The 12,965-nt window shown below is 49.2% G+C and carries 8 protein-coding genes; 7 read left to right on the top strand and 1 reads right to left on the bottom strand.

Annotated features, from left to right (window positions below; all coding sequences use genetic code 11):
* Positions 1–83: 83 nt before the first annotated feature.
* Positions 84–983 (top strand): carbohydrate ABC transporter permease, encoded by a 900-nt coding sequence (locus EL633_RS05160; protein ID WP_126626157.1) that lies wholly within the window; start codon positions 84–86, stop codon positions 981–983.
* Positions 984–1,091: 108 nt separating this feature from the next.
* On the opposite strand, the gene prfA is transcribed toward EL633_RS05160, so the two are convergent.
* Positions 1,092–2,168 (bottom strand): peptide chain release factor 1, encoded by a 1,077-nt coding sequence (gene prfA / locus EL633_RS05155; RefSeq protein ID WP_126626156.1) that lies wholly within the window; start codon positions 2,166–2,168, stop codon positions 1,092–1,094.
* 767 nt (positions 2,169–2,935) lie between these two features.
* Between prfA and EL633_RS05150 the strand changes: the two genes are divergently transcribed.
* The 6 genes from EL633_RS05150 (at position 2,936) to EL633_RS05125 (ending at position 12,714) form a co-directional block, all read left to right on the top strand.
* On the top strand, positions 2,936–5,179 hold the full coding sequence (locus EL633_RS05150; protein WP_126626155.1) for an ATP-dependent Clp protease ATP-binding subunit: 2,244 nt from the start codon (positions 2,936–2,938) through the stop codon (positions 5,177–5,179).
* Between the two features lie 560 nt (positions 5,180–5,739).
* Complete coding sequence (locus tag EL633_RS05145; protein WP_246039203.1) at positions 5,740–7,632, top strand: sensor histidine kinase; 1,893 nt, start codon at positions 5,740–5,742, stop codon at positions 7,630–7,632.
* 20 nt (positions 7,633–7,652) lie between these two features.
* Positions 7,653–8,636, top strand: a complete 984-nt coding sequence (locus EL633_RS05140) for an MBL fold metallo-hydrolase (protein ID WP_126626153.1) — start codon at positions 7,653–7,655, stop codon at positions 8,634–8,636.
* A 176-nt stretch (positions 8,637–8,812) separates the two neighbouring features.
* Complete coding sequence (locus EL633_RS05135) at positions 8,813–9,970, top strand: sensor histidine kinase (RefSeq protein WP_161981961.1); 1,158 nt, start codon at positions 8,813–8,815, stop codon at positions 9,968–9,970.
* A gap of 275 nt (positions 9,971–10,245) precedes the next feature.
* Positions 10,246–11,508, top strand: a complete 1,263-nt coding sequence (locus EL633_RS05130) for a Gfo/Idh/MocA family protein (protein WP_126626151.1) — start codon at positions 10,246–10,248, stop codon at positions 11,506–11,508.
* 132 nt (positions 11,509–11,640) lie between these two features.
* Positions 11,641–12,714 (top strand): SGNH/GDSL hydrolase family protein, encoded by a 1,074-nt coding sequence (locus tag EL633_RS05125; RefSeq protein ID WP_161981960.1) that lies wholly within the window; start codon positions 11,641–11,643, stop codon positions 12,712–12,714.
* Positions 12,715–12,965 lie beyond the last annotated feature (251 nt).

The following is a 12,965-nucleotide window of genomic DNA, read 5'->3' as shown; positions in this document are numbered from 1 at the left end:
GTGGTCTGTGCTACCTTCTGTTCAGTTGAAGGTGGAGCAGAGAGCAGGAGATTGGTAGCGAAGAAGAGAGGAAGAAAAGCATCATGGCTGATGTCAATCTTACTACTGCATCAGAGCTAGAAGAGCGTCAGGACAGGCAGAGCCGACGCAACAATTCATATAAGACGCGCTTCTATGTCGGATCGACAATAATCAATGCTATCTTGTTAATTCTGTTAGTCTTGACGGTGGTGCCTTTTATATACATGATCAGTAGCGCGTTTAAACCCAACTCCGAGATCTTCGGGACGCCGCTGACATTGATTCCGACGCATTTTACGCTGGAGAATATGAGCGCGTTGCTCACAAATTTTCCGTTTGCGCGCTGGGCTTTTAATACCGCGACCGTGGCGATATTAGGGACCATCACCTCATTGGTATTAGGTTCGATGGCAGGATTTGCCTTCGCCAAGTATGATTTCCCTTTTAAGAACGTCCTGTTCACGGTTTTGCTGGCGACTATGTTGATTCCGGGGCAGGTGACGCTGGTACCGCAATTTGAGGTGATCCGTTTCCTGCATTGGTTTAACACCTATCAGGCTCTGATCGTGCCACGTGCGGTGAGTGCCTTCACTATCTTCCTGATGCGCCAGTATACACTGAGCGTTCCCAATGAATTGTTAGATTCGGCCCGCGTGGATGGGGCGACCGAGTTCAACATCTGGTGGCGTATAGTTGTTCCGCTGGTGCGTCCAGGACTGGCCGTGGTGGCAATCCTTTCCTTTACCGCACTCTGGAACGACTACCTATGGCCACTGGTCGTCACAACCGATCCTTCCATGTTTGTGATGAATCTGGGTATCTCATCCCTGGTTGGTCCTTATGATTATCAGTATGGTATCCTCCTGTCAGGAGCTGTACTGGCTGCGCTACCACTGATTATCATCTTCTTCTTTTTCCAGAAGCAGTTCCTTCAGGGTTTGACCGAGGGTGCTTTAAAGTAAAGAGAAAAGCAAAAAAAGAAGCAGAGCCAGCGGCTCTGCTTATATGACTGCCTATTCGTCGGATGTTGCTCGATGCAGAGGAGCATCCGACTTTTTCGTGCTAACGGTTTATTGGAACATACTCTGGAGCCGATCGGCTTGATCGACGGCAATCAGATTGTTCAGGAACTCGTCGATATCGCCGTTCAAGACGCCGGGCAGATTATGGCGGGTCAGGCCGATACGATGGTCCGTCACACGATCCTGTGGGAAGTTATAGGTACGGATCTTCTCACTGCGATCGCCGGTCTGAACCTGTGAGCGACGATTCTTACTCAGCTCTTCCTGGCGTTTGGCTTCTTCCAGGTCCCAGAGACGGGCTTTAAGGACGCCCATCGCCTTGGTCTTATTTTTCAGCTGAGACTTCTCATCCTGACAGGTTACGACCAGACCGGTTGGAATATGTGTGAGCCGGACCGCCGAGTCGGTGGTGTTCACGCTCTGCCCACCGTGACCGGTTGAACGATAGACATCGACACGTACATCGGCATCTTTAACATCGATATTGATATCATCGTCAGCCTCAGGCAGTACAATGACTTTGGCGGTAGAGGTATGGATACGTCCGTTGGCCTCTGTGACTGGTACACGTTGGACGCGATGGGTGCCACCCTCATATTTCATGCGGCTATAGGCGCCTTTTCCTTTAACCACAAAGGTAACATCTTTAATACCACCCTGCTCGGTATCATTGATATCGAGCACCTCGATCTTCCAGCGATGTGTATCGGCGTAGCGTGTATACATACGATAGAGCTCACCGGCAAAAAGAGCCGCTTCATCGCCACCAGCACCACCCTGGATCGTAATGATGGCATTTTTGTCATCCATGATATCCTTTGGCAGTAGGGCGACCTTTACTTCTTCTAGCAGTTGCTCTTTATGCGCGCGCTGGCGTTCAAGTTCTTCATAGGCCATATCGCGCATCTCGCCATCTTCACTGTCATACAGTTCCTGCGCCTCTTCGATCTGCTGATTGGTGGCTTTTAGTTCATCATATTTGTTAACGACATCTTCCAACTCGGAATGTTCGCGGCCATAACGTTGGAGGAGTTCAATGTCTGACAGCACCTCAGGTTGGGCCATCAGCTCATTCAATTCCTGATAACGTTTAGATAAACTGGCCAGCTTACCCATAAAATCCATGCTAATTTCCTCCCAATATCTCACGATCCGCCCGGAAGCATGTTTGTGTGTCCAGCATGAGCAAGATTATCGCTTAATATGGTGTCGACACAGGGGGGCGGACATACGAATGCTCTATAATGAATGTCTACGAATAGATTAGTGTGGTTTGTCCTCTCAAATAAAGCATGAAGATATGATTTCATGCAGAAGAGATGATTTCGAGGCAGGCTGAGGCGTCGCTACCCGGCGGTTAGCAGGTAGCGTTGATTTGTCGTATGGCGGGTATGCTGTTGTACGTGTGTGCAATACGACCGAAACATATATAGACTGGTAATAAAGAATTGCTGTAGCCTCATGCTTCCTATTATACCATGTTTTGAGGCTGATGGGATAGGTGGTTCATTTTTTGGGGTTGAGGTTAATTTGTCCCTGTTGGAAAAAAACTTTCTGGTCAGGCGTGGATATTTTATAGACTTTATTTCGTATTACTAATAACTTGCATTGTGTAATTTTTGTTAGCTTTGCTATCTGGTGCATGCGGCCTGGCGTCCACGGCGCTCAGCGATAAAACGAGAAGGTGTGGGAGCAGGGTTGTTGCGATGTTTTATCAGGAATAGAATGATTTGAATTTATGTTATCGTAAGTAGATTAGCAATCTTTAACTATGAGTGCTAGACAAGCAAAAAACTCATGTGTTATAATCAATATTAGCAGTCACTAAACAGCTTTGCTAGAAATGCTACATGTGGGAAGCCACAGAAAATAGAGTGAGGAGCCTAGAAGACATGAAATGCGAACGGTGTCAGAAGAATCCTGCCCGGGTACGTGTGGAACAGATGATTGATGGTCGTCGTGAGTCCCACTTTCTCTGTCAGTCATGCGTTGATGAGATGATGAGCGCAATCGGTCAGCTTGGCGACGTGGACGGCCAGGGTCCTACCAGTGCTCCGATTGGATTTTCTGCCAATAATACTTCGAATAATAAATCTGGTTCTGGTAACGTCAATACCGCGACTGCTGAGCGCCACAATAAGAAGCATAGCAAGACGCCCACGCTCGATCAATATGGTCGGGATCTAACGGATGAGGCGGCTGAAGGTAAATTGGATCCAGCGGCCGGTCGGGCGCGTGAATTGAGACGCGTGATTACAGTTCTGGGCCGCCGCCAGAAGAATAATCCTGTGTTGATCGGTGAGCCGGGTGTAGGTAAGACGGCTATCGTCGAGGGCCTGGCGCGTAAGATTTATGCGGGCGATGTGCCTGCAACCCTGCGGGGTAAGCGCATCGTTACCTTGAATATTGGTGGTATGGTGGCCGGAGCAATGTTCCGTGGCCAGTTTGAGCAGCGTATCAAATCGATCCTGGAAGAGTTACGCCAGGCACCTGAGGTGATTGTTTTCATCGATGAGCTCCATACAGTGGTAGGTGCAGGCGCGGCCGAAGGTGCGGTCGGTGCGGCAGATATGATTAAGCCGGCGCTGGCCCGTGGTGAGCTACGTTGTATCGGTGCTACCACCCGCAATGAATACCGCAAACATGTCGAAAAAGATGCCGCTCTGGAGCGTCGTTTCCAGCCCATTGTGGTCGATGAGCCCAGTATTGAAGAGGCCATCGCCATGCTACGCATTATACGGCCCAACTATGAGTCCCATCATGGTGTGACGATTACTGATGAGGCCGTGGATGCCGCAGTGAAATTATCTGATCGCTATATCAACGATCGTTTCTTGCCAGACAAAGCCATCGACCTGATGGATGAAGCGGGTTCAGCCCTGCGTTTAGAGGCTACCGAAAAGGGTATTATCAGTCCTACAACCATTGCAGATCTAGAGAAAGAGCTAGCCGAGATCCAGGCTCAAAAAGAGGCGGCCGCCAATGCTGAAGATTATGAGCATGCAGCCATGATGCGTCAGAAAGAACTGCTCGTCCTGGGAAATCTGGAGAAGGCGCGGTCCGACAAGTCCAATACCATCTCCTTGATTGTGACCCCTGAACATATTGCTCAGGTCGTAGAGATGTGGACCAGCGTACCGGTAAGCCAGATGTTGGAGAGCGAGCGCCAGAATCTACGTGGTCTGGAAAATGATCTGCGCAAACGTGTGATTGGTCAGGACGAGGCGATTGGAGCCGTTGCCCGTGCCATCAGGCGTTCACGCGCGGGACTAAAAGATCCGCGTCGGCCGATTGGTTCCTTCTTGTTCCTGGGTCCAACCGGTGTGGGTAAAACCGAACTGGCCAAATCGCTGGCCGCTGAACTCTTTGGCGGTGAAGATAACTTGATCCGTCTGGACATGTCGGAGTATATGGAACCCCATACCGTGTCTCGGCTGTTTGGTAGCCCTCCAGGATATGTTGGTCATGACGATGGTGGTCAACTCACCGAGCAGGTACGCCGTCGCCCATATAGCGTCATCCTGCTGGACGAGGTCGAGAAGGCCCATCCTGAAGTCTTCAACTCCCTGCTACAGATCATGGACGATGGCCGTTTGACCGATGGTCAGGGTCGCACAGTAGACTTTAAGAATACCGTGGTGATCATGACCAGTAACGCTGGTAGCGCTGATCTCAAACGCGCGATCAATATGGGATTTGTGCATAAAAAGGGAGATGATGACCTTGATGAGCAGCATGAGGCAATGCGCTCTAAAGCCATGGATGGACTTAAAAAGATCTTCCGACCTGAATTTATCAACCGCATTGATCAGGTAGTAGTCTTCCATTCACTGGGTCGAGACGAGCTGTATCAGATCGTTGATATGTTACTGAATCAGGTGCGCAGTCGCCTGGCAGAGCAGCATATTGAACTGGGTATCAGCAACGAGGTGCGCGACTTCCTGTTAGATGAAGGCTTCGACGAGGAATATGGAGCTCGTCCATTGCGCCGAGCAATCCAGACCTATGTTGATGATGCGCTGGCCGATGCCTTACTGGCCAACGAACTGGCTAGCGGGCAGGCCGCCCTTCTGACCATGAAAGATGGCGTTGTCGTAGTTGAAGCTCAGCAGCACATACAGATCCAGAATTCTTAAGCCCGAATACGTATAAGCAGCCATGTCGCAAGTAATCGCGGCATGGCTGCTTTTTTGTGTATCTATGACACTAAATTGCTCACCATCCTTTTTTTATGGATGTGGTGTGTTTCATGCTGCGGGTACCCGCAGCATGAAACACACCACATCCATAAAAAACACGAGCGCCGTAGGCGAGAGGTGTCAGCTAGCAGGGCAGAAAATATTGGGATGAGGGATTGCACTCTATACTTTAGGTAGTAGAAATAGCTAATTGCTGGTAGCAAGAACTTTGTACTGAATACATTGAGTGACGCATCTATTTGGGAAGATTAACCGTGTAAATACTAGAGCTTGACCCACGCACAGAGCCCTTTTCAACTTTTTTTGGTAGGTCTGACGACCATACCACACAATTCTATCTATCATCAGGATAGTATCAGGACTGAATTGTTTTCTGTCGTGCAACTTAGAGACAGTAGATATATAAAATTCCTCTGATTTTCTCAATAGAAGAGAATGTTCAGTATCTATAGCGATGTAGCTATGGGGAGAAGCTAATAGATAGTCGTGTGATAATAATGAAACGTAAAGACAATATTTATTCTGAACATCCGCTAGCAGCTATGGATGTCCATGGTGAACAGCAAGGACTACCAGTCTGGAAGCACGCAACTATGACACCTTATCAGCAACTCCTGGAGCATGCCGCACTTGGTATTATTTCTCTCAATGCTGGTGGCTATTGGCTGTATGCCAATCAGCAGTTCTGCGCACTGGTTGGCTATACTCAGGAAGATCTGCTCCAACACCGCTTTCAAGATATCATCCATCCAGATGACTGGGAAATCAGTCGAAACATGTTTCAGCGCATCATCAAAGATCGTGCAGCTAGTGAGACAGCAGTGATACACTATCTGCGACGTGATGGTTCCGCCATCGCGACAAAAGTCACCCTCTCCTCATCAGGTGATAAAGCAAGTCAGGATTATGCATTATTGGGCTTTGTTGAAGCTATAGAGGACAAGCAAGCTGAAAAAAACACCTCACCCCTGGCCGCTACCCCCCATAATGAAGCGCCATCCCCCACACAAAATGGTCCTGATGATGATAAAATAGGATTGCACACACAGACAGTTGCGCAAAGCTGGCTGGAAAAGACCGCACGTCTGCTGCAGTCATCCACGCTCGCGGACGATACCAGGACCGTTAGTCGTGAATTGGCCGCGCTGACACAGAACATGCTAGACTGTGCGCGTGTAGGAATATATCTCGTTGAGGGCGATAAGTACTATTTAAGCTTACAGGCAGCCGTAGGACTTTCGGAGGAGCAGGAGCAAGTATGTATGCAGCGCTTAGCCTCTGAAACCATTAGCCTCTCAACCTTGTTACCGCCAGCGATGCTGGCATCTTTATTGCATAATGAAGTGTTAGTCGTTGATGGGCGTTTGTCAGAATTCGCTCACTGGCAGCGCCTCTATCCCGTTGAGAATTTGTTAGTGGTACCGATGATGTCCGGGGAAGGTTTGTTGGGAGTGGTCATGTTAGATTATGGCATACTGCAACACAACTATACATCCAATGAACGTATCCTTGCCAGTGCTATTGGCAGTGTGGTCACGGTCTTACTTGAGCGTCCACGCTTCCTGGCAGAGCGGGTTAAAGCTGAGGCTCGTGTGCAGACATTGCAAGAGGCCCGGGTACGGATGGAAGATTTTCTCGGTCTGGCCAGCCATGAACTGCGTACGCCGCTGACAACGATCAAAGCCAATACCCAACTGGCCATGCGCCGTTTGAAGAGTCTGTTACAGCGTTCCGAGTTACTGCCAGAAGGATCTCAGGGTAAGGTCAAAGCTTCCGTTGAAATGCTGGAGCGTGTTGATCGACAGATCGGAGTCCTGAATCGACTGGTTGGTGATATGTTGGATATTTCACGTATCCAGGCTGACCGCTTGCAAATGCATATGCGTCAGGAACCATGCGAGTTGATAAGTATTGTCGAAGCTGCACTTCAAGAGCAACAAAAAGCACTGCCCGAACGTAATATTATCGTGAAGCTTGCCAGCCATGATCCAATTATGATTATGGCTGATTCAGAGCGTATTAAACAAGTACTGAATAATTATCTGACAAACGCATTTAAGTACTCTGAGACTGATCAGCCGGTTATTGTAACCGTCCAGCTTGAACCGCACACAACTGGTAGTTGTGATGTGCGTGTAACTGTTCAGGATACTGGAACAGGTATCGCACCGGAAGAGCAGCCCCATATCTGGGAATGTTTTTATCAGTCGCAAACAAATAAAGGCATGGGGGGCTTTGGTGTAGGTCTGGGCCTTGGTCTGTACCTCAATCGGACGCTCATTGACAAACATGGCGGCCAGGTTGGTGTGAAGAGCATCCAGGGTCAAGGATCACAGTTCTGGTTCACTCTGCCGCTCTTACCTATAGAGAAAGCGACTGCCGAAAACTAATACATGTAGAGGGAATATTTATGAAGCTACGTAACTGGTTAACGCTAGGAGGAATGACACTTGGTTCACTGGCAGTGGCAACTGCCGTCAAAAGTTTTCTCCCCAGGCCCTTTGGTACGGATCAACTTTATGAGCGGCCTGTCGAGGTAACACCGTCTCCTCAGCACCTGCCAGACATCGAGATTACTTTCTTGCGTTGTGGAAGCGTTGTGCTGCCAGAATGCATTGCGATACGTGGCTCTTTTTCCCTGACCCCACGGACGATTTCCCATAGTGCAGTCCTGATCCAGCATCCTAAAGCAACTTTTCTTTATGATACTGGTCTGTGTACCGACATTCCATTATTTTTGTTGGATCAATCTTTCTTATTCAACAATACACTGGGACGTTTTACACTGGAGCAATCACTGGGACATCATCTAGAACGGCTTCAATTGCAGCCCTCTGATCTGGACTTCGCCATCTTATCCCATCTCCACTGGGATCATGTGTCCGGAATTCCTGATCTGCCTGATGTCCCTTTGCGGGTCAACCGGCTTGAGTATGACTTTGCCAGTCAGGGCCTGCTAGAAAAGAATCAGGGTCTAGTACGTCGTTTATTATCGAATAATCCGGTCAACTTCCTAGACTTTTCCGGGCCAGCCTACGAAGGATTTCGTAGTAGCTATGATCTCTTTGATGATGGATCTATCGTACTGGTGCCGTTGCCAGGCCATACACCTGGTCAGATTGGTATGTTTATTAATCGAGCCCACGGCCCACGCGTCTTTTTGATTGGAGATGCGGCCTGGCTCTCAAATAACTATGCCGAGCCGGCTACCATGCATCCCGTCCTCTGGTCGATGGTCACGAGCGATGACGCGATGGCCAGGCAGACGCTGATAGATTTACATCATTTTTCTCGGCGGCATCCGGAAATACCTATAATTGGCATGCATGATGGACAGTTGCAAGAAGCATTTATGGCAACTGAACAGCAGCGGTTACAGGTCCATACGGCCTGAACATGCGTGTAAGTAATCAGGCAGTGTTTTAAACAGCTACCGGCCCACAGTAGCGGTAGTAGAAGAGAGACATGCCCAATATTCTGTTGATCTGGTTGTGAGAGGAAGTGGAATAAAGCATGAGAGTAGCTCATGGTGACATATATACTGACAAGCGAGGAAGGCGTTATCGGCGCATGACATTAGCACAGCAGTCACAATTACGGAAAGACTATATGGCTAATGTCCCCAAATGGCGCTATCCATTCATTGGTTACCTGGTCACTATACCTGTCACGGTGTTGGTAGTGCTTTGTACTATCTATGTTGCAAAAATGTTTGGGCAATTCTTTTTTCCCAGCACTTTCTGTGTAATCTCTATTTTATTTGTTGCCCTGTTCTGGGGTGCTGGACCGGCTATCTGGTCGATCTTGCTCAATTCGGCGGCTCTCTACTATTTCTTTATCTATCCTACTATTGGTTATGATATAACGAACTGGCGCGATGCCCTGCAATTATTGCCATTTATTGGCTCTGGCCTGATCATCGCCTTGATTACCGCACAGCGTGAACGGGCCCGTTTTCAAGCCATGGGCGCTGAATTAGAATTACAATCATATGCTCGCGAACTAGAGGAAAGTAATCGCCAACTTGAAGATGCCAATAAGATGAAGGATCGCTTTCTGTCGATTGCTTCCCATGAGCTTAAGACGCCTGTCACGACGATCCGTGGGCAGGCACAACTGATGTTACGACGCATCTCCAAGCAGAAAAAAACCTCAGATCTGGATGGGGTCGCGACGACATTAGAACGTATCAACGATCAGACCGGGCGCCTGACTATCCTGATTGATGAATTGTTGGATGTCAGCAGTATGCGGGCCGGCAAGGTGGTACTCAACAAGCGGCTCTGCAATTTAACCTCGCTGTGTCAGGATGTGGTTGATGATCACCGGATGCTTTCCGAGCGGCGCATTATCTATGAAGCGCCATCTGAGCCCGTTTGCATTAAGGTGGATGTTGATCGCCTGGCTCAGGTGATGACCAATTTGATCAGCAATGCCCTTAAGTACTCGCCTGATAATAGCACAGTTGAAGTCAAGCTTCAGCCAGAGCCCACCCACGTTCTGATCTCTGTGCAGGATCGTGGAAAAGGGATTGCGAAGGATCAGCAGGAGCATATTTTTGAGACCTTTTATCGTACTCCGGATGCACAATCCTCGACCAAGCGTGGTCTGGGCCTGGGTCTAGCGATCACCAAGGATATTGTTGAGCGCCATGGGGGGCGTATCTGGTGTGAATCTGAGCCCGATCATGGTAGTACCTTCCTGGTTGAATTGCCATTTAGTGGCTGATTCATCCCCTATTTATTGACAAAATAAATAATTAACAGTAGCGGCAGGGCTTGCCCCTGCAACCTGTACACGTACTAAACCATAAAAGCATAAATATGATATCCAATGCATAATAACATCATTGGAAATACTTAGTGCGTGTACAAGTTGCAGGGGCAAGCCCTGCCGCTACTGTGTTTTATTCTGCGATTGATGTTTCATTTATACTTGAAAAACATGTTATGATAAATGCAGCATGTTGGATATGTTTGACGCTCACAAATGGAGGAATCAGCATGAGAAAAGTGACGATAGCTTTAATTGGTGCCGGCCAGCGCGGAATGAATTGTTATGCACAGTATGCGCTGAAATTCCCTCATGAGGTTGAGTTTGTGGCGGTTGCTGATGCGAAGCCCGAGCGGCGTGCGAGTTTCCAGGCGTTACATGGTCTGGCTGATAAGGATTGTTATGCCGACTGGCGTGAGTTGCTGGCACAGCCCAGGCAAGCCGATGCGATCCTGGTGTGTACGCAAGATGCTATGCACTATGAGCCGGCGATGGCGGCCTTGCAGGCGGGCTATCATGTCTTGTTAGAGAAACCGATGTCGCCCAATCCTAGAGAATGTCTGGAAATGGGCGCCTGTGCTGAAAAGCATGAGCGCATCTTCTCAATCTGCCATGTGTTACGCTTTACCAATTTTTTTACTACCATCAAACAGATCCTGGATCAAGGAGAGATCGGCCGACTGATCTCGATCCAGCACAACGAAAATGTTGCTTACTGGCACTACGCCCATAGTTATGTACGCGGCAACTGGCGTAACTCGCAGTTATCCAGTCCAATGATTCTCGCCAAGTCCTGCCACGATATGGATATCATGCTCTGGCTGGCCGGAGCTGATTGTGAGCATATTTCCTCGTTTGGTTCCCTGACGCACTTTATCGCTGAAAATGCGCCCGCCGGTGCGCCTGAGCGCTGCCTGGATGGATGTCCCGTGGCTGATAGCTGTTTATATTATGCCCCCAGACACTATCTGAATGAGCACATTGGCTGGCCTGCTACGACGATTAGTGACGACCATAGCTATGAGGGGCGCTATAAAGCCTTGCAAGAGGGACCATACGGCCGTTGTGTCTATCATTGCGATAACAATGTGGTGGATCATCAGGTGGTCAATTTGGAGTTCGCCAATCAGGTCACGGCCGTCTTTACCATGTGCGCCTTCACCGAGAACTGTGAGCGTACCATCAAGTTGATGGGTACCAGAGGCGAGATCCGAGCGGCTATGGAGAAGGGTGAGATAGAAGTCACTGATTTCGCGACCAAAGCGCGCAAGGTGATTACGCTACCGGATGTCGAGGGGACATCGGGCCATGGTGGCGGTGATTTTGGTCTGATGCGGGACTTTGTGCGTCTGGTTCAGTATGATGGACAGCAGGTTGGGCGGACCTCTGCGGCCACTTCGGTACAAAGTCATTTGATGGCCTTTGCCGCTGAAGAGGCTCGTGTGAGCCGGCAGACGATCTCGCTCGCAGACTTCCGACAGGCGCTACAGTAAGTACCACATATACCCTATATATGCTAGAGCACCTGGAACTCTCTTGGTATTTTTGCGCGTATTATGTAGTGAGCGGTGGGTACAATGGAAGAGAGATGCCGGAGCAAAAATAGAGAGGTCGGTGGTGGTTTTATGTTGCTGAAGTCAATGCGACGTTATAGTATGGTTGGACTTGTCGTCGTGGCGCTGATTCTGGCGATCATTTACACATTGTATGCCTGGCAGGGACAGCATCCCTATCAGCCGGGCATAAAGCTCTTGCCGAAGAAGATTCCTCCCATCAGCACGGACATTAAATATTATGGGCGTTGGGATAATAAGGATCGCCAGGAATATGTGAGCTACTGGGGAGGAGCCTATTTCAAGACGGCCTTTACTGGTCAGCATGTCAAGCTACGACTGGGTGAGAAGGCTGCACTCTATGCCAGCATCGATGGGGGTCCGGATATGCCTTACCATGACGTTGATGGCCTGGTGAATCTGACACCGCAGCCATTGGCGCCGGGTAAGCATACACTACGTGTGGCCGGTGGATCTGAATGGACCACAATACATTTCCAGGGACTGGTACTTGATCCCGGTGCCAGGAGTGTGGAGCCTACCGTCTCGTCCGATATGATCGAGTTTATTGGCGATTCCATTACCGCTGGCTTCTCCGATAGCAGGAATGATCTCTCTAGCTATGCCTGGTTAACAGGTGAGAAGTTAGGGGCAGAGCATGTGCAGATTGCCACGTCAGGTATCTGTCTTAGTTCGACCGCACCTTCCTGTGCTGGCATGGATACACAGTTTTTCAAGTTACAGACCCTTCAATATCCCGATTCCCCCCTCTGGGATGCCAAACGCTATACGCCCGATGCCGTAGTAATCAATCTTGGCACCAATGATTATAACCATGGACAGTCTGCCGATGCCTTTGAATTATCATATCTCGTCTTTATCGCGAACCTGCGGCTCCGTTATCCCAACACCGCCATTTACGCCATGCGAACCTTCTCAGGATACATGGAACTACCGACCAGAGCAGCCGTCTACCTGCTCAACGCGGCTGGCGATCACAACGTCTTCTATGTTGATACCACCGGTTGGCTCACCCCTGGCTCATCTGATTTTACCGACGCCATCCATCCCAGCGATAGCGGCCAAAGCAAAGCCGCCACCTTCCTGGCATTCCTGCTCCAACACCGCCATGCAGGAGAAATATAAAATGTATGTATTATGTGCGCAGGCACGAGGACTACTGGCGGGTGTCATGCATTTTTTGCAAGAGCGACCTTGAGCGGAAGATCGGAGGCCCAATTCATTTCACATGAAGAGTGTCGCCCGGAACAGAGAGACCGAATCGTGTTGAAGCAACCGAATCGAGAGGGGAGGAGACGGCAACCCGCAAGGGGATTGCCCTACACGAATCATTTCCAGGTTACTTTATCATATCTTTCAAGCTTGAATATTTATTT

Origin of the sequence: Dictyobacter alpinus, from assembly GCF_003967575.1 — a bacterium.
In the GTDB taxonomy this organism is placed as follows: domain Bacteria; phylum Chloroflexota; class Ktedonobacteria; order Ktedonobacterales; family Ktedonobacteraceae; genus Dictyobacter; species Dictyobacter alpinus.
The sequence above is the reverse complement of the archived record's forward strand: the minus strand, read 5'-3'. Positions and strand labels throughout refer to the sequence as shown.